The following is a 17,950-nucleotide window of genomic DNA, read 5'->3' on the forward strand; positions in this document are numbered from 1 at the left end:
GTTGGTCACCGCTCGACGACATCCGCGAATCGCCCCGTCGAATTCGGCTCGACTCCCGCACTCCCCCTGAGAGATCCTCGTCGCCGACCGCACCGAGGAGACACCCCCTTGCTCACCGAGTACCAGCAGAAGTTGCGCGACCGCTGCCTCGCCGCCCCCGTCATGCCCGCCCCCGAACCCTGGCGGCCCGTGCTCGACAACACGACCCCCATCGGCGGTCTGCTCGGCATCGGTTTCGCCACCCATCCAGGCACCGGACACGATCTCGTGATGGTGGTCTCGAACGACGGTCACGGCCTGTTCGACGCGTTCACCGGCGAGAAGATCGCCCGCGACCGGGACCCCGATCCCGAGACCGGCACGCCCGACTGCCACCCGGATCTCCTCTGCCCCGGCCTCGGTCCGATCGCGGGCGTCCCGGTGCGGATCGCCGGTCTCTTCGGCGGCGGTCTGCACAGCGGTGCGCCCGGCGGCTGGACCGTGGACGTCGTCAGCCCCGAGTGGCCGCACGAGCGGGTCGTCCTCTCGACGGGCCACGGGATCCACAAGGGACAGGCCGGAGAGACCTGGTGGCACGTCTGCGACGCCGACTACTCGGAGCTGCGTGCCGTCGGCTTCTCGCCCTCCGGGGAGACCCTCGCCGTCGCCACGAGCAGCGACCTCAGCCTGTGGACCCGCCGCGCCCCGCACTGACGTACGGCCGCCTCCCCGGCTCGGCGTCACGGCCGTTCACCCACAGGAACAGGACCACCGAGGACACCGCGGCGACCGCGCACCACGTCGAGACGAACTCCAGCTCCCACAGCGTCCAGCAGACCAGCGCGCCGGCCGTGACGAGAACACCCAGCACCACCAGCCCGCGCTCACCGGACAGCAGCAGCGAGCCGATCGTCGCCACGAGGTAGCCGGCGATGACCAGTTGGGCGTAGGGAAGATCCACGACGTAGCCGAGGGTGTGGCCGCGGATCTCGGCCGTCACGGGGTGTGCGGCGAGGGCGTGGGCGAGTGCCGCCGCGGTGGCCGCGCCGACCGCGACCAGCACGCCGATCCGGGGCCGGGCCCGCCGGGGCGCGGCGCACCACACGCCCACCGGGACCCACACCGCGAGCAGGGGCATGGCGATGACGGCCCAGGCGAGGGTGGCGGGCCCGCTGCCCCCGTCGGCGGCCCACACCGCCGACTCCACGATCTGATGAGCCCCCAGCAGCAACGGCAGTGCCGCCATCGGGAGATCGGTCCGCCGGCGCGCCCGGACCACACAGGCCACTCCTACGGCGGCGACCGTCGCGCCCGCCACGAGGTCGGCCCTCGCACTCCAGCACATGGCACCTCCACGGGATCCGTCCGCGTCCACCTCGGTCACCGGCCACGCTACGTCTCCGCCCCGCCGCGTCCGGGGTGACACGACGGCCGCGAAGAGCCGTCATGACATACCCGGGAACCCGCCTCCGACGCCCGGCCCGGACAACACACCGTCTCCCGGGCCCAGTTGACGTCCGTGCCACGAAACCACCCCCGGCCTGCGGGGGAACGTCCGCCCGTGATTGGCTGACCCCGCCCACCGCACACCGTGCGCACGCACAGGAGGACACCGCAGCCATGAGCAACGCCTACACGTTCGAGTACAAGGTCGTCAGCTTCCGGGAGTCGCTGATCGGCGACGCCCTGGACAGCGACAAGCTGGAGAAGGTCCTCAACAAGCACGCGGAGGACGGCTGGGGCCTGAAGGCCATCACCGCCGCCGACGTCAAGGGCCGCATAGGCCCCGGCGCCGTCGAGGGCCTGCTCCTCACCTTCGAGCGGCCTCGCGCGTAACCACCGATGCCGTACGCGGGACGGGGGCGGCCGGGATTCGTCAGCGCCGAGGAGTCGGCGTGCCGGGGCCCGGGATCTCCCCCGACCCGCGCGGGATCAGCTCGGTCGGCATGACCACCCTGCGCGGTGGTGACGTGTCCCCGTGGATGCGGGCGAACAGCAGATGCGCGGCGCTCGTCGCGAGCGCGACCGGGTCCTGCGCGATGACCGTGACCGGCGGCGTCAACTGCGCGGCCAGCGCGAAGTCGTCGAAGGCGATGAACGCGACGGTGGCGGGCAGCACGGCCCGCACGCCGAACGCGAGGACTTCGTTGCCCGCGAGTACGGCGGTGGGCGGCTCCGGTGCGGAGAGGATCGCGGTGACGGCCCGGGCGGCGTCCGCGCCGGACCTCAACCCGTGCCGCACGAGCGCCGGATCGGCGTCGATGCCCGCCGCGTCCAGGGCCGCCAGATAACCGCGGTGGCGTTCGCCGAAGGTCCAGATCTCCGGCTTGTCCCCGAGGTAGCAGATACGGCGGTGGCCGTGCGCGATCAGATGCCGTACGGCCTGTCGTACCGCGCCGAAGTTGTCCACCACCACGGTGTCCACGTCCAGTCCGGGTGCCGCCCGGTCCACGCACACGATCTTCGTGCCCCGCGCCTGCACCGAGCGCAGGAAGCGGTGGTCGCCCGCGACCGGGGTGAGGATCAGGCCGTCGACGCGGCGCGCGGTGAAGGCCGCGACGACCTCGCGTTCGCGGTGTGGGTCGGCGCGGCTGGAGCCGATCAGGACCATGTTGCCGCGCCGGTGCGCGATGTCCTCGGTGGCCGAGGCGACGGCGGCCATGAAGGGGTCGGCAACGTTGTCCACCATCAGTCCGATGGTCTGGCTCAGGCGGTCCGTACGGCGCAACTGCCGTGCCACGTCGTCGCGTTGATAGCCCAGCTTGCGGACTGCGGCCTCCACCCTGGCGGCGGTGAGTGGTGCCACGCCCGCCTCGCCGTTGACCACCCGGGACACCGTCATCACGCTCACGCCCGCTTCCGCGGCTACGTCTTTCATCCTGGGACGACTGGCCACGCCGCGTCCTCCAGAGATCATCCAGCGCGACCGGACTGACGGGCGATGACGGCCGCCCGATTCCCCGTTCGTTCACGACCCTTGACGCCCACCCACGGGCCTCCCAGAATCGACGAACTGTTAACGATACCAACCAGAAGGCACAGCATGGCCTCTGCAAGAGAACCCCTCCTCGCGGCACATGGCGTGGTCAAGCGTTTCGGCCATGTCCAGGCGCTCTCGGGCGCCGACTTCACGGCGCATGCCGGCGAGGTCGTCGCACTGATCGGTGACAACGGCGCCGGCAAGTCGACGTTGGTGAACGTACTTTCCGGCGTGCTCGCCCCGGACGACGGCGAGGTGCGCCTGGACGGGGTGCCGGTCCGGTTCAGCGGACCGATGGACGCGCAACAGCACGGAGTCGAGACCGTCTACCAGGATCTTTCGCTGGCGCCCGACCTGGACGCGGCGGCAAATCTCTATCTCGGCAGGGAACTTGTGCGCGGAGGCCTGCTCGGCCGCCTGGGCGTGCTCGACCGGCCCACCATGCGCCGGGAGGCGATCGCGGCGTTCGGTGAACTGGGCGTGGAACTGAAAGATGTGACGGCTCCTGTGACAACGTTGTCAGGAGGGCAGCGCCAGTCCGTGGCCGTAGCGCGCGCGGTCGCCTTCGCCAACAAGGTCATCTTCATGGACGAGCCGACGGCCGCCCTGGGCGTCGTGCAGCGCGCCCGGGTCCTGGAGACCGTCCGCAGGGTCGCCGACCGGGGCATCTGCGTCGTCCTCATCAGCCACAACATGCCCGAGGTGCTGTCGGTCGCCGACCGGGTCGAAGTGCTGCGGCTGGGGCGCCGGGTGGCCTCGTTCACCGCGGCCGACGCCACGATCGAGAAACTCGTCGGCGCCATGACCGGATCGCTGGACGAGCCCACACACGAGAACCACGGCGCGGTCGGCGCGACGGAAGCGGAGGACGGGCGATGAGCGCCAACAGCCAGGACATCAAGCCGGCCGCCCCGGCACAGGATCCGCCGACGGCGGACGGCGGGCGTCTCGCGATACCCCCGTGGCTCCGACGGGCCGCCGGCATCAGCGAGTTGTGGACGTTCGTCATCCTCGTCGCGCTGGTCGCGTTCTTCACCATCGCGGCGCCGGGCAAGTTCTTCACCACGTACGACATCACGCAGATCGCGGTGAACGCGTCCATCTACCTGGTGCTCGGCGTCGGTATGACGTTCGTGATCATCACCGCGGGCATCGACCTGTCGATCGGCTCGGTGCTGGTCCTGGCCGCGGTGTCCGCAGGCGAGTACAACCTCCACCACGGCGGCCCCACCGCCGGCTGGTTCACGGTCGTGGTCTGTGTCGTCATCGCCCTTGCCGTGGGCACGGGTTGGGGCGCGTTGCAGGGAGCGGTGGTGGCGACCGGGAAGGTGCCCCCGCTGATCGTGACCCTGGGCGGCCTGGGCGCGGCGCTCGGTATCGCCGAACTCGCCACCGGCGGCCAGGACCCGGCCGGCGCGTCCGCCGCGCACCTGCAGAACAGCCTGGGCTTCGGCAAGTTGCTCGGCATCCCCTGGATGGTGATCCTCGCCGCGGTGGTCACCGCCGTGTTCGGCGCGGTGCTCGGCGCCACGAAGTTCGGCAGCCACACCCTGGCGATCGGCTCCAACCCGACCGCCGTACGCCGCGCGGGCATCCCGGTGGGCCGCCATCTGATCAAGGTCTACGGCCTGATGGGGCTGTTGGCCGGGCTGGGCGCGGTGATGTGGCTGGCCTCGTACGGCACGACGTCCATCGCCGGGCACTCCACCGACAACCTGAAGGTGATCACCGCGGTGGTCCTGGGCGGCACCAGCCTGTTCGGCGGGCGGGGTTCGGTGCTGGGCACCGTGATCGGCGTGTTCATCCCCGCGGTGCTCACCACCGGACTGATCGTCATCGGCGTTCAGCAGTACTGGCAGGACGTCGCCGTCGGTGTCGTCCTGGTCGCCGCCGTCTACATCGACCAGATGCGCAGGAAGACCCGGGAGCGCGCATGACTCCCGGCACCACTCCCGCCCCGACGTTCGCCCCGACCCTCGTATGACCCAGGAGGACACCCTCATGTCGAACATCCGCATCACGCGCAAAATACTGGTCGCCGCGGGCACCGTGCTGGCCCTGACCGGCGCCGCCGCCTGCGGCTCGTCGAGCGACAGCGGCAGTTCGGGGTCGAAGGGAGGGGCTTCCGGCAAGAAGGTCCGGCTGATCACCGGCGTGAAGAGCGACCCCTTCTACATCACGATGACCTGCGCGGCGCAGACCGAGGCCAAGGCCAAGGGCATGGACTTCTCCGCGGACGGTTCCGCGCAGTGGGACGTGTCGGTGCAGCGCCCGCTCCTCGACTCGGTGGCGGCGTCCCGGCCGGACGGGCTGCTGATCTCGCCGGTCGACGTCAGCGCGCTGACCCCGTCGCTCAAGCAGATCCAGTCGGCCGGAACCAAGGTCGCGCTGGTCGACACCACGGTCACCGACTCCTCGATCGGCATCACCCGGATCTCGTCCGACAACGAGAAGGGCGGCCGGGTGGCGGCCGACGCGCTCGCCAAGCTGATGAACGAGAAGGGCTCGGCGATCGTCATCAGCGTCAAGCCCGGTGTCTCCACCACCGACGCCCGCATCAAGGGCTTCACCGAGGAGATGGCGAAGTACCCGAACATCAAACTGCTGCCGACCCTCTACGACAACGACCTGCCGGCCACCGCGGCCTCCCAGATCCAGTCGACGCTGGCGGCCCATCCCGACCTGGGCGGTGTCTTCGCGGGCAACACCAACACCGGCACGGGCATCGCCACCGGTCTCAAGCAGGCCGGCAAGCAGGGCACGGTGAAGGTCGCCGCGTTCGACGCCGAACCGGACGAGGTCGCCTCGCTCAAGGCGGGCACCCTCCAGATCCTGGTGGCGCAGGACCCGGCGGCGATCGGCAAGGAGGCCGTCGACCAGCTCGCCGCCGCCTTCGAGGGCAAGACGGTCCAGAAGTCGATCGGCACCAACATGGTCGCCATCACCAAGGCGAACATGAACCAGCCCGAGATCAGCAAGTACTTCTACAAGGCGGGGTGTTGAGCACAGTCCCCCTGTCACCGCTGCCGGGTGCCCTCCTGCGTCACGGGTGCCCGGCAGTGGCGTATCAGAAAGGGGACTTTGCATGACCATGCGCGAGGGTGCATAATCTTCCCATGTCTAAGGTCCTCACCTCCCTCCCCACCGGCGAGCGCGTCGGCATCGCCTTCTCGGGCGGACTCGACACCTCCGTCGCGGTCGCCTGGATGCGCGACAAGGGTGCCGTCCCCTGCACCTACACCGCCGACATCGGCCAGTACGACGAGCCCGACATCGCCTCGGTGCCCGGCCGCGCGCAGGCCTACGGCGCCGAGATCGCGCGTCTGGTCGACTGCCGTGCGGCGCTGGTCGAGGAGGGCCTGGCGGCGCTGACCTGCGGGGCGTTCCACATCCGCTCCGGCGGGCGCGCCTATTTCAACACCACTCCGCTGGGCCGCGCCGTCACCGGCACGCTGCTGGTCCGGGCGATGCTCGAGGACGACGTCCAGATCTGGGGCGACGGCTCGACCTTCAAGGGCAACGACATCGAGCGGTTCTACCGCTACGGCCTGCTCGCCAACCCGCACCTGCGGATCTACAAGCCCTGGCTGGACGCGGACTTCGTGACCGAGCTCGGCGGCCGCAAGGAGATGTCTGAGTGGCTGCTCGCGCACGAGCTGCCCTACCGCGACAGCACGGAGAAGGCGTACTCCACCGACGCCAACATCTGGGGCGCCACGCACGAGGCCAAGACCCTGGAGCACCTGGACACGGGCGTCGAGACCGTCGAGCCGATCATGGGCGTGCGGTTCTGGGACCCGTCGGTCGAGATCGTCACCGAGGACGTGACGATCGGCTTCGACCAGGGCCGCCCGGTGACGATCAACGGCAAGGAGTTCTCCTCCCCCGTCGACCTGGTGATGGAGGCCAACGCCATCGGCGGCCGGCACGGCCTGGGCATGTCCGACCAGATCGAGAACCGGATCATCGAGGCCAAGAGCCGCGGCATCTACGAGGCCCCCGGCATGGCCCTGCTGCACGCGGCCTACGAGCGCCTCGTGAACGCGATCCACAACGAGGACACCGTCGCCCAGTACCACAACGAGGGCCGGCGCCTGGGCCGCCTGATGTACGAGGGCCGCTGGCTGGACCCGCAGGCCCTGATGGTCCGCGAGTCGCTCCAGCGCTGGGTCGGCTCGGCGATCACCGGCGAGGTCACCCTGCGGCTGCGGCGCGGCGAGGACTACTCGCTGCTCGACACCGCGGGCCCCGCGTTCAGCTACCACCCGGACAAGCTGTCCATGGAGCGCACCGAGGACTCGGCCTTCGGCCCGGTCGACCGCATCGGCCAGCTCACCATGCGCAACCTCGACATCGCCGACTCCCGCGCCAAGCTGGAGCAGTACGCCGGCCTCGGCCTGATCGGCACCGGCAACACGGCGATCGGCGCCGCGCAGGCCGCCGCGACCGGCCTCATCGGCAGCATGCCGGAGGGCGGCGCCGAGGCCATCGCCTCCCGCGGCGAGGTCTCCGAGGACGACGCGCTGCTCGACCGCGCGGCGATGGAGTCCGGCACCGACTGATCAACCCCGGTTAGCAGCATCGCCGTTGGGCCGGTTCGACGCGTTGGGCGTCGGGCCGGCCTTTCGTCGGTCGGGACTGCCGGAGGGGGTGAACGGAGCCCACGTACCCTTCCCCCGTGACCATGCCCAAGGCCGTCGACGTGAGCGTCGACGCGATGATCGAAGATCTCCGGACCCTCGTCGAGGTCGAGTCCCCCTCCCGTGACCTGGATGCCCTGCGGGAGTCGGCCGGGACCGTCGCGGCTGTCATCGAGACGCAGCTCGGCGGGAAGGCGGTGCTCGTCGAGGGCGAGGGCGGGCCGCACGTCCACTGGTCCGGCGGTGGCACACCCCGCGTGCTGATCCTCGGTCACCACGACACGGTGTTCCCGCTCGGCACCCTCGCGCGCCGCCCGTTCCGGGTCGAGGACGGCCGGGCGACCGGCCCCGGCGTCTTCGACATGCTCGGCGGTCTGGTGCAGGCGGTCCACGGGCTGGCGGCGCTGGACGACCGGTCCGGGGTCGAGATCCTGGTGACCGCCGACGAAGAGGTCGGCTCCCGCTCCTCCCGGGCGCTGATCGAAGAGCGTGCCCTCGCCTGCGGTGCCGTGCTCGTGGTCGAGGGTGCGGCCGACGGCGGGGGCGTGAAGACCGGCCGTAAGGGGTGCGGCACCTTCGAGGTCTCCGTCGCGGGCCGGGCCTCGCACGCGGGACTGGAGCCCGCCGCCGGGGTCAACGCGCTGGTCGAGGCGGCCCACCAGGTGCTGGACATCGCGGCGCTCGCGAGGCCGGAGGTCGGCACGACGGTCACGCCGACCGTCGCGTCCGCGGGAACGCTGGACAACGTGGTGCCCGCGCGGGCGACCGTCGTCGTGGACGTCCGGGTCGAGTCGGCCGACGAGAAGATACGGATCGAGGCCGCGTTCGCCGCCCTCGCTCCTCATCTCGACGAGGCCGTGATCACCGTAGAAGGAAGTGTCGGTCGGCCGCCGATGCCCGAGTCCGCGGCGGCCGAACTGTTCGCGGTGGCGCGGCGGTTGCTGCCCGGGCTCGAGGGCCGGGCGGTCGGCGGCGGGAGCGACGGGAACTTCACGGCCGCGCTGGGGGTGCCGACGCTCGACGGGCTGGGCGCGGTCGGGGGCGGGGCGCACGCCGACCACGAGTATCTGCTCGTCGCGTCGATGGCCGAGCGGGCGAACCTCGTCGCCGGGCTGGTGGACGCGATCCGGAACGCTTGACCCAGGACATGTCAGGTCCGCTCGATCGGCATCAACAGGCCGCCGAAGAGCCATACTTGACCATGCGGGGGATCGTCCCGTGATGGCCTGATACGGGAGCGGCATTCAGTGAGCAGTGTCAGCAAAGTGGCGGGGAAGGTCGAAGTCCGGCTCCGTTGGGATCCGAGTCCCTGGGGGCAGCAGCCGCGCCATCTGGACATCGTCGCGGCGACCTACGCGGCCGAGGCCCCGCACGGACGCCCGGTGTACGTCGTCAACTCCGAGAGCCGCTCGCCGGACGGCACGATCAACATGAGCCGGCACAGCGAGAGCGGCCAGGGGTACGGCTACATGGAGGTGATGGTCCTCGAACTCGACCGCCTCGCCACGTCCTTCGCACGCGTGGTCGTGGGGGTGGCGATCCACCAGAACGGCGGGACCAGGACGTTCGCTGACCTGTCGCACGCCAGGGCACTGGTCGTGGAGGGCTACAAGGAGCTGCTGTCGGACGACTTCGCGGAGGTGGCCGGCTCCACCGCGGCGACGGTCGCCGAGTTCACCAAGGACGCCTCCGGAGCATGGGAGTTCCGCCCGATGGTGCGCGGGTTCGACAGCGAACCGGCGGGCTTCACCGCGGAGATGGGCAGCGCGTCTCGGCCCTGACCGGCTGCTCCGCCGAGAACTGCGGGAGCAGCGCAGTGACGGTCGGCCGCTTGTGGCGCAGTTCGTGGACCAGGCCCAGGACGACGGCGGTGGCCACCGCGACCAGGTGCTCACGCCCGGCCAGGTTGGGTTTCACGATCGACTCCCACACCATCGATCCGCCGGTGAGGACGAACACGACGGGCGCGCGCCGCACGACGGCGAGATACGTGAACAGTCCTACGACCGCCGCGGACGGCCCGGTGTCGAGAACGTGCCCGATCTCGGGCCGCAGCCCGAGGCCGCCGCAGCCGGGCCCGATCAGGAGCATCACGCGCACCGTGAGGGTGCCGGCCAGCGTGGTCGCGTAGGCGACGACCAGCGTGCGGGCGCGGCCCAGGGCCAGCTCGGCCAGGGCGAAGGCGAGGAACAGCTGGGTGATGCCGGCCCAGACGGGCAGGTCGAGGGCGGGGACGTACAGCGATATGGGGGTACGCAGCAGCGCGAGCCCCAAGGGCAGGTCGCCCTGGACGCCGCCGATGTCCCGCACGATCTCGGCTCCGGTCGGGCTCTGGGCGAGCGCGTGGAAGAAGATGACGCCGAAAGCGGCGACGAACGCCAGGGACACCCCCATCAGCCCTCGCCGCAGCAGCTGTCGTACCGGATCGACGACAATGCCCTGCCATTCACCCCGCAGTGTGCGCCAGATGAACAACGGTCCCCAACTCCCCACCATCGGCCGAACATACGGATCGGAATCTAGCCCCCTGTGCGCGTCCTGTGCGTCCCGGGTGGGCCGGAGCCGTTGTCGCAGCTCGCGGACGGTACGGGTGGGGCTGATATTGAAGAGTGGGAAGCTTTACCGACGGTTGTTCGACGACTGAAGGAAGCGGGAGGGCCGGTGCGCGCCTCGAGAGATCCGGCCGGTTCGACCGTGGCCGACGCCGGACACAGATCGACGCCTCCGCTCCGCTGGGCCGTGGTGGTGTTCTGGCTCGTCAGCGGTACGGCACTGGTGGCGTTGACCGGTATCGCCCTGGGCCGGGACACCCGGCCGGCCCCCTTTCTGGTGGTGTTGCCGGCGCTGATCGCCGGGCGCGGGACGGTACGGCAGACCACCGTCGCCTCCGTGTGGGTGACGATCGTCATAGCCGGGTCCCTCTTCGACACCCCGCTGCGCACGGCGGGCGCCGACGCGGCCGTCATCGCCTTCACCCTGGTGTTCAACGGCCTCAGCGTGGCGCGGGCGGCGCAGCGGATCCGCTGGGAGGGCGAGATCGCGCGGCTGCGTTCGGCGGCGGCCGCCCTGCAACGCCAGATCCTGCGCCCGTTCCCCCTGATGACCGACCAGCTCCTGGTCCACGGCCTCTACCGGCCGGTGGAGGAGGACAGCCGGGTGGGCGGCGACGTCTACGAGGTCGTCTCCTCGCCGTACGGCAGCCGTGTCTTCATCGCCGACGTCCAGGGCAAGGGCCTGCAGGCGATCAGCGCCGCGTTCGCCGTGCTGAGCGCCTTCCGCGAGGCGGCCGTGGCCGAGCCCACGCTCACCGCCGTGGTCGACGCCCTGGAGGAGGCGGTGCTACGGCACAACTCCTTCGCGGCGCAGACCGGTGAGCGGGAGCGGTTCGTGACGGCGCTCGTGCTGGGCATCGACGGTGAGGAGGAGGTCCAGGCGATCAACTGCGGTCATGTGGCGCCGCTGCTGCTGCACAAGGAGCGGGCCGAGCCGGTGCTCCGGCAGGAGCCCTGCGTGCCGCTGGGCCTCGACGCGCTGGCCCCTGAGCCTCGTACCGTCGAATGGTTCGACTTCCCCTCGGACGGCACCCTTCTGCTCTGCACGGACGGGGTCACCGAGGCGCGCGATCCGTCCGGCGCGTTCTATCCGCTGGAGGAGCGGGCGGCGGCCTGGGGCGATGTCCTCCCGAAGGACGTGCCGGCCACTGTCTACGGCGATCTGCGCCGGCACACGGGCGGCATGCCCCGTGACGACACGGCGCTGCTGGTGCTGCGCCGGAGGGGCGACGCGGGCCTCTCCTGACCGCACGGGCCTCGCCCGACGGTGCGGACACCGGTCACTGGCGGCCGCCCTGGCGGGGATCGCCCGCGGTGAGGTGTTCGAGGACCTCGGCCAGTTCCTGGCAGGCCTTCTCGACCGAGAGTCTGGTGTTGCGCTGCTCGGTGATGACCGAGGACAGCAGCAAGGCGGTGAGGGCCATCGTGCCGTTGAAGGCCTGCAGCTTCACCATGACCTCGACATGGGTCAGGTCGGCGAACGGACCCGTCTCCCGGGTCGCCGCGACGGTGGCCATGACGGAGGCGAACAGGGCGCACAGCATGCTGCCGGCGAAGCGGAACCGCAGCGCCGCCCAGATCAGCAGCGGATAGATCAGGAAGAGCAGGCTGATGTGGTTGTGGGTGACGAGGGGGACGATCACGCCGACGGTGGCCGCGAGCAGCAGGGCCTCCTTCCACCGGTGCAGGTCCAGGGGCAGGCGCACGGTCCGCAGCATGAGCAGGAGCGGGGTCACGATCAGCACGCCCATCGCGTCGCCCACCCACCAGCCCAGCCAGACCGGCCAGAAGGAGTGCGCGGCCAGCTTGTCGGTGAGGACGAGCAGTCCGACCCCGCAGGTGGCGCTGATCAGCATGGCGGTCAGGGCGCCCAGGAACACCAGCGCGAGGCCGTCCCGCAGCCGGCTCAGGTCGGTGCGGAAGCCCACCCGGCGCAGCATGAGGTAGGCGCAGGCGGGGGCCATGGTGTTGCCGAGCAGTACGACCAGCGCGGTCGGCTGGAGCGAGGTGAGCGACATGATCACGAGGAGTACGCCGAGGGCGATGCCGGGCAGCACCCGCAGTCCGAAGATCAGCAGACAGGCAACCGCGACGCCGGTGGGCGGCCAGACGGGTGTGAACACGGCGCCGTCGACGACGAGCTCCCGCAGCAGGCCGAGCCGTCCCGCCGCGAAGTAGCTGCCGGCGACGGCCAGCGTCAGGAGGGCGTACCCGGCCGGTCGCCGCAGATCCACGAAACCCACCACAGCAGCCATCAGACACTGACCTGGCCCTGTCGGCGAGGCGAGCGGCACTGGGCCGGGCCGCGTGGGAGGGGATCGGCACCTGACCTGCGCCGGTGAGCGGGGCGCGGCGCGGGCGGCCGCAAAACCGTCAAGGCGCCCCGGCGGCGACTTCGGCGTAAGTCAGCGGCGTCCGGGCCGTGCCCCGCCGGTCCGGCCCTACGCACCACTGTCGGGCGCGTCGTGTCCCACGACCAGTACCGCCGCGTCGTCCTCGTGCCCCACACGCTCGGCTCCCTTAATCACGGCGGCCGCGAGAGAGCCCGCCTCCATGCCGGCCACGGCGGCGATTCCGGCGAGGCGCATCACCTGGTCGAGGCCTTCGTCGACGCTCATCGAGGGGCCCTCGACCACGCCGTCGGTCACCAGGACGAAGACTCCGCCGGTGGTGAGCCGGTGCTCGGTCACGGGGTACCGCTGTCCGGCGACGATGCCGAGGGGCGGTCCGCCCTCGTCGTCGGTGATGCCGGACCGGCCGTCGGCGGTGGCCCAGACGGAGGGTATGTGTCCGGCCCGTGCGCTCTCCAGCACCCCGGTGATCGGGTCCAGGCGCACGAAGGTGCAGGTCGCGAAGAGTTCGGTGCCGAGGGACAGCAGCAGGTCGTTCGTCAGGGAGAGGAGTTCACCCGGCTCGCTGGTGACGGAGGCGAGCGCCCGCAGGCCGACCCTCACCTGGCCCATGAACGCGGCCGCCTCGATGTTGTGGCCCTGGACGTCGCCGATGGAGAGGCCTATGCGTCCGTCGGGCATGGTGAAGGCGTCGTACCAGTCGCCGCCCACGTTGAGGCCGTGATTGGCGGGCGAGTACTTGACCGCGATGTGGAAGCGCGGGGTGACGGGCATGTCGCCGGGCAGCATGCCGCGCTGCAGGGCGACGGCCAGTTCGAGCAGGGAGCGCTGGAGCTCCGCCCGCTCGCGTGCCTGGGCGGTCAGCGTCCCGAGTCTGGCCAGCAGTTCGTCGCCGTCGTCCATGGGGCGCTTGCGGGACATTGACCACTCCAAGGGGGTTGGTACCGCTATAAGCATAAAGAACGGATTTTCTTCCCTCGGAAACCGGCAAGAGCAGGACGTACGACAACGGCCCGGCCACCGCCGAAGCGGGGCCGGGCCGACCGGTCGTACGTGCCGCGTCAGCCCTGGCGGGCCTTGAAGCGCGGGTCCTTCTTGTTGATCACGAATGTCACGCCGCGGCGGCGAACCACCTGCGCGCCGGGCTTGGACTTCAGTGAGCGGAGGGAATTGCGGACCTTCATGACGTCCTCCCGTAGCGGCGCTCGAAGCGCTCCACACGGCCCGCGGTGTCCACGACGCGCGTGTTGCCGGTGTAGAACGGGTGGCTGGCCGACGAGATCTCCACGTCGATCAGCGGGTAGGTGTTCCCGTCCGCCCACTCGATCGTGCGCGCCGACCGCGCGGTCGAGGTGGTCAGGAACGCGGTGTCCGCCGCACTGTCGCGGAAGACGACCGGACGGGACACAGGGTGGATGCCAGACCTCATGGTGCTTCCTTCCTCAGGCCGTCCGCGGTGGGACGGCCGCTCTGCTGGGTTCGATGCTCCTCGGGGAACTCGGCTCAACGCTCCTCGCGGAAGTCGACGTGCTCCCCCGCCACCGGGTCGTACTTGCGCAGGACCAGCCGGTCGGGGTCGTTGCGACGGCTCTTGCGCGTCACGTAGGTGACGCCGGTCCCGGCCGTCGACTTCAGAGTGACGACGGGACGGTTCGTGGTGCGTGCCATGAGGACCTCCTTCCGCCCACATCCCGGGATCTTGTCCCGAGCATGTCAACTACATACGTCTCAACACAGGCACCCCTCGGTCCATTCCCGCCGTCTAGGCCGCTACGGCGGCCCGCTCACGGGCGGCCCGTACGGCCTGCGAGAGGCCCTCGATGTCGTAGGCGCCATGGTGTCTACGACCGTTCACGAAGAAGGTCGGCGTGCCCGCGACCCCGCTGAGGTCGGCCGACTCGACGTCCTCGGCGACATGGCCCGCTCCCTCGTGGGCCCGCATGTCGCGTTCGAAACGGGCGGTGTCGAGGCCGATCTGTCCGGCGTAGGCCCGGAGATCCTTGAGGCGAAGGGCGCCCTGGTGGCTCAGGAGCAGGTCGTGCATCTCCCAGTAGCCGCCCTGGAGCGCGGCGGCCTCCGCGGCCTCGGCGGCGAGCTGGGCGTGCGGGTGGACGTCGGTGAGCGGGAGGTGCCGCCACACGTACCGCACCTCGTCCCCGAAGGACCCGAGCAGCTCACGGACGACGGGTTCGGCCTGCCCGCAGAACGGGCATTCGTAGTCGCCGTACTCCACGACGGTCACCGGGGCGTGCCGAGGTCCGCGCAGATGGTCGCGGTCGGGGTCCACGGGGACGGACAGGTCGACGATGGTCTCCGCCCGGCCGAACAGGACCCTGGGCCGGATCTGCGGCGGCAGCAGTCCGATCACGCCGGTGACCACGCGGCCGACCAGGAACGAGCAGATGACGGCGCTGAGGATGCCCGTCTTCGCGTCCTCCAGCGTGGTCCCGTCGAAGGCGAGGGTCGCGATCAGCAGGGAGACCGTGAAGCCGACGCCGGCCAGCGTGCCGCCCGCGGTCACCGCTCCCCAGCCGACCGGCGGCCGGATGCGGCCCCGGGACAGGACGCTGGTCAGCGCCGTCGAGGAGACGATGCCGAGCGGTTTGCCGACGACGTACCCGATGAGGATGCCCAGCGCGACGGGCGAGGTGAAGGCCCTGGCCAGTTGCTCCCCGCTGAGCTGGAGCCCGGCGTTGGCCAGCGCGAACAGCGGGACCACGGCGTAGCTGGCCCACGGGTGGTACATGCGCTGGAGCCGGTCGTTCGGGGAGATCGCGGAGGCGATGCCAGCCCGTACGTCGCGTTCCAGCTCGGGTGTGGGCTGCTCGCGGAAGAGCCGGAACAGGCCGGTCGCGCGCTCCAGGTCGTCGCGCCCCGCCGGATAGGCGTACGTGATCAGCCCCATGGCGAGTCCGATGACGACGGGGTCCACGCCCGACTTGAGCAGGGCGACCCAGGCGACCAGCCCGAGCAGCGCGTACAGCGGGCCCCGGCGCACCCGGAACCGCCGGAGCAGTATGACGACGGCGAACGTGCCCACGGCGACCAGGAGTGCCGGTACGGCGATGTGGTCGCTGTAGAAGACGGCGATCACCACGAGCGCGAGGAAGTCGTCGACGACGGTGATCGTGAGGAGGAAGACCCGCAGGCCGGGCGGCATGTGGCGGCCCACGACGGCGAGCATGCCCAGCGCGAACGCTGTGTCGGTGGACATCACCGCGCCCCAGCCGTTCGCCGTCCCGTGCCCGCTGTTGATCGCCAGGTAGATGGCGATCGGCACGAGCATGCCGCTGGCGCCCGCGACCATCGGCAGGGCGAGTCGCCTGCGCTCGCGCAGCTCGCCCATGTCGAACTCGCGGCGCGCCTCCAGCCCGACGACGAGGAAGAACAGCGTCATCAGCCCGCTGTTGACCCACTCGCGCAGATCGAGGGAGATCCCGTGCGAACCGAGCCGGACGGAGAGATGGGTCTCCCAGAACGTCTCGTACACCGACGGTGCCGCGTTCGCCCAGACGAGGGCGACGAGCGCCGCCGTCACCAGGACGGCGGCGCTTCCGGTCTCGGTCCGCAGGAAGTCACGCAGCGGGGTGCGGGCTTCGTCGCCGCACGTGGTCTGCCCCGTGTAGTCGGTCGTTTCGAAGGACATACGGGGTTCACTTCCGTCGTGCGTCATGGCTCACGTGTCGGCCCAACACCGCCTGCCACACCATTCATTCCTACGGCAGCCAGTACCGCGGCCTCCGGGTCAGCCGCCCAGCGCCGCCCCGACCACGGCCTTCGCCTCCTCCTGCACCTGGCCGAGGTGGTCCGGGCCGAGGAAGGACTCGGCGTAGATCTTGTAGACATCCTCGGTGCCGGAGGGCCGCGCCGCGAACCAGGCGTTGGCGGTCGTCACCTTGATGCCGCCGAGGGCCGCGCCGTTGCCCGGTGCCTCGGTGAGGACGCCGGTGACGGGCTCGCCGGCCAGGGTGTCGGCGGTGACCTGCGCGGGCGAGAGCTTGGCGAGCAGCGCCTTCTCCTCGCGGGACGCGGGGGCGTCGATCCGGGCGTAGGCGGGCGAGCCGAACCGGTCCGTGAGCGCCGCGTAGTGCTGGGACGGTGTCTTCCCGGTGACCGCCGTGATCTCGCTGGCGAGCAGCGCCAGGATGATGCCGTCCTTGTCGGTGGTCCACACCGAACCGTCCCGGCGCAGGAAGGACGCGCCGGCCGACTCCTCGCCGCCGAAGCCCAGCGAACCGTCGACCAGTCCGTCCACGAACCACTTGAAGCCGACGGGCACCTCGACGAGCCGACGCCCGAGGTCGGCAGCGACCCGGTCGATCATCGAGGAGGACACCAGGGTCTTGCCCACGCCCGCGTCGGCGGGCCACCGCTCGCGGTGGGCGTAGAGGTAGGCGATGGCGGTGGCCAGGTAGTGGTTGGGGTTCATCAGGCCCGCGTCCGGGGTGACGATGCCGTGCCGGTCGGAGTCGGCGTCGTTGCCGGTGGCGATGTCGTACCGGTCGCGCTGGGCGATCAGCGAGGCCATCGCGTACGGCGACGAGCAGTCCATGCGGATCTTGCCGTCCCAGTCCAGCGTCATGAACCGCCAGGTCGGGTCCGTGAGCGGATTGACCACGGTCAGGTCGAGCCGGTGCTCCTCGGCGATCCGCCCCCAGTAGGCGACGGACGCCCCGCCCAGCGGGTCGGCGCCGATCCGCACACCGGCCGACCGGATCGCGTCCAGGTCGAGGACGCTCGGCAGGTCGGCGACGTACGTGCCGAGGAAGTCGTAGCGGCCCGTGCCGGGGGCGGTGAGCGCGCGGGTGTACGGGATGCGGCGGACGTCCTTCAGGCCGCTCGCGATGATGTCGTTGGCGCGGTCCTGGATCCAGGAGGTGATCTCGGAGCCGGCCGGGCCGCCGTTCGGCGGGTTGTACTTGAAGCCGCCGTCGCCGGGCGGGTTGTGGGACGGCGTGACGACGACGCCGTCCGCGAGGCCCGAGGTGCGGCCGCGGTTGTGGGCGAGGATCGCGTGGGACACCGCCGGGGTGGGCGTGTAGCCGTCGGCGGTGTCGATGAGGACCGTGACCTCGTTGGCGGCGAACACCTCCAGCGCGGTGACCCTCGCGGGCTCGGACAGCGCGTGGGTGTCGGCCCCCAGGAAGAGGGGGCCGTCGGTGCCCTGGCCGGCCCGGTACTCGCAGATGGCCTGGCTGGTGGCCGCGATGTGGTCCTCGTTGAACGCGGTCGCCAGGGACGAGCCCCGGTGCCCGGAGGTGCCGAACGCGACGCGCTGCCCCGGCTCGGCGGGGTCCGGGTGCAGCGCGTAGTACGCGGTGACCAGTCGGGCTACGTCGACGAGATCCTCTGCGCGGGCCTGTTCGCCCGCTCGCTCGTGTGGCATGGTGGCCCGCTCCTCCGTATCGACCGACTTCGCGTACAGCCCCATCTTTCCTCGTCAGGGGC

At 70.8% G+C, this 17,950-nt stretch carries 19 protein-coding genes; 9 read left to right on the plus strand and 10 right to left on the minus strand.

Going from position 1 to position 17,950, the window contains the following annotated elements; genetic code table 11:
* Window positions 1-108 precede the first annotated feature (108 nt).
* Entirely contained in the window at window positions 109-693 is a 585-nt protein-coding gene (locus OG714_RS04290; protein WP_406118624.1) for a hypothetical protein, read from the plus strand.
* Here the strand turns inward: OG714_RS04290 and OG714_RS04295 are convergent.
* Window positions 662-1,324, minus strand: a complete 663-nt coding sequence (locus OG714_RS04295) for a DUF6629 family protein (protein WP_406118625.1) — start codon at window positions 1,322-1,324, stop codon at window positions 662-664. The genes OG714_RS04290 and OG714_RS04295 overlap by 32 nt on opposite strands.
* A 275-nt stretch (window positions 1,325-1,599) precedes the next feature.
* On the opposite strand from OG714_RS04295, the gene OG714_RS04300 reads away from it, so the two are divergent.
* Window positions 1,600-1,815 carry a DUF4177 domain-containing protein gene (locus OG714_RS04300; RefSeq protein WP_019056094.1) on the plus strand — a complete coding sequence of 72 codons (216 nt, stop codon included), beginning with the start codon at window positions 1,600-1,602 and terminating at the stop codon, window positions 1,813-1,815.
* A 40-nt stretch (window positions 1,816-1,855) separates the two neighbouring features.
* On the opposite strand, the gene OG714_RS04305 is transcribed toward OG714_RS04300, so the two are convergent.
* Window positions 1,856-2,857, minus strand: coding sequence for a LacI family DNA-binding transcriptional regulator (locus tag OG714_RS04305; protein WP_406118628.1), 1,002 nt, complete (start codon window positions 2,855-2,857; stop codon window positions 1,856-1,858).
* A gap of 165 nt (window positions 2,858-3,022) precedes the next feature.
* Between OG714_RS04305 and OG714_RS04310 the strand changes: the two genes are divergently transcribed.
* From OG714_RS04310 to OG714_RS04335, 6 genes are all read left to right on the plus strand, one after another.
* Window positions 3,023-3,838 carry an ATP-binding cassette domain-containing protein gene (locus OG714_RS04310; protein ID WP_406118629.1) on the plus strand — a complete coding sequence of 272 codons (816 nt, stop codon included), beginning with the start codon at window positions 3,023-3,025 and terminating at the stop codon, window positions 3,836-3,838.
* Window positions 3,835-4,896, plus strand: coding sequence for an ABC transporter permease (locus OG714_RS04315; protein WP_406118630.1), 1,062 nt, complete (start codon window positions 3,835-3,837; stop codon window positions 4,894-4,896). The genes OG714_RS04310 and OG714_RS04315 overlap by 4 nt, the downstream gene beginning before the upstream one ends.
* Before the next feature lie 64 nt (window positions 4,897-4,960).
* Window positions 4,961-5,962, plus strand: a complete 1,002-nt coding sequence (locus tag OG714_RS04320; protein ID WP_406118631.1) for an ABC transporter substrate-binding protein — start codon at window positions 4,961-4,963, stop codon at window positions 5,960-5,962.
* Between the two features lie 113 nt (window positions 5,963-6,075).
* Window positions 6,076-7,521: an argininosuccinate synthase gene (gene argG / locus OG714_RS04325; protein ID WP_019056089.1), complete on the plus strand. Its 1,446-nt coding sequence runs from the start codon at window positions 6,076-6,078 to the stop codon at window positions 7,519-7,521.
* A 122-nt stretch (window positions 7,522-7,643) separates the two neighbouring features.
* On the plus strand, window positions 7,644-8,738 hold the full coding sequence (locus OG714_RS04330) for a M20 family metallopeptidase (protein ID WP_406131715.1): 1,095 nt from the start codon (window positions 7,644-7,646) through the stop codon (window positions 8,736-8,738).
* Window positions 8,739-8,846: 108 nt separating this feature from the next.
* Window positions 8,847-9,380: a TerD family protein gene (locus OG714_RS04335; RefSeq protein WP_406118633.1), complete on the plus strand. Its 534-nt coding sequence runs from the start codon at window positions 8,847-8,849 to the stop codon at window positions 9,378-9,380.
* On the opposite strand, the gene OG714_RS04340 is transcribed toward OG714_RS04335, so the two are convergent.
* Entirely contained in the window at window positions 9,346-10,095 is a 750-nt protein-coding gene (locus OG714_RS04340) for a hypothetical protein (protein ID WP_406118634.1), read from the minus strand. The genes OG714_RS04335 and OG714_RS04340 overlap by 35 nt on opposite strands.
* A 165-nt stretch (window positions 10,096-10,260) precedes the next feature.
* Between OG714_RS04340 and OG714_RS04345 the strand changes: the two genes are divergently transcribed.
* Window positions 10,261-11,397, plus strand: coding sequence for a PP2C family protein-serine/threonine phosphatase (locus tag OG714_RS04345; protein ID WP_406118635.1), 1,137 nt, complete (start codon window positions 10,261-10,263; stop codon window positions 11,395-11,397).
* Window positions 11,398-11,431: 34 nt separating this feature from the next.
* Here OG714_RS04345 and OG714_RS04350 read toward each other — a convergent pair whose 3' ends face one another.
* The 7 genes from OG714_RS04350 to pgm form a co-directional block, all read right to left on the minus strand.
* Window positions 11,432-12,406, minus strand: a complete 975-nt coding sequence (locus OG714_RS04350) for an MASE1 domain-containing protein (protein WP_406118636.1) — start codon at window positions 12,404-12,406, stop codon at window positions 11,432-11,434.
* Window positions 12,407-12,592: 186 nt separating this feature from the next.
* A complete protein-coding gene (locus OG714_RS04355) occupies window positions 12,593-13,423 on the minus strand; it encodes a PP2C family protein-serine/threonine phosphatase (RefSeq protein ID WP_406118637.1) in 831 nt (276 codons plus the stop codon).
* Window positions 13,424-13,563: 140 nt separating this feature from the next.
* Entirely contained in the window at window positions 13,564-13,686 is a 123-nt protein-coding gene (ykgO, locus tag OG714_RS04360) for a type B 50S ribosomal protein L36 (protein ID WP_043662604.1), read from the minus strand.
* On the minus strand, window positions 13,683-13,931 hold the full coding sequence (locus tag OG714_RS04365; protein WP_406118638.1) for a type B 50S ribosomal protein L31: 249 nt from the start codon (window positions 13,929-13,931) through the stop codon (window positions 13,683-13,685). The genes ykgO and OG714_RS04365 overlap by 4 nt, the downstream gene beginning before the upstream one ends.
* Window positions 13,932-14,005: 74 nt before the next feature.
* Complete coding sequence (rpmG, locus tag OG714_RS04370) at window positions 14,006-14,170, minus strand: 50S ribosomal protein L33 (protein WP_200690819.1); 165 nt, start codon at window positions 14,168-14,170, stop codon at window positions 14,006-14,008.
* 94 nt (window positions 14,171-14,264) lie between these two features.
* Entirely contained in the window at window positions 14,265-16,148 is a 1,884-nt protein-coding gene (gene nhaA / locus OG714_RS04375) for a Na+/H+ antiporter NhaA (protein ID WP_406118639.1), read from the minus strand.
* Between the two features lie 99 nt (window positions 16,149-16,247).
* Window positions 16,248-17,888: a phosphoglucomutase (alpha-D-glucose-1,6-bisphosphate-dependent) gene (gene pgm, locus OG714_RS04380; RefSeq protein ID WP_406118640.1), complete on the minus strand. Its 1,641-nt coding sequence runs from the start codon at window positions 17,886-17,888 to the stop codon at window positions 16,248-16,250.
* Window positions 17,889-17,950 lie beyond the last annotated feature (62 nt).

Origin of the sequence: Streptomyces sp. NBC_00989 (assembly GCF_045162655.1) — a bacterium.
GTDB lineage: Bacteria > Actinomycetota > Actinomycetes > Streptomycetales > Streptomycetaceae > Streptomyces.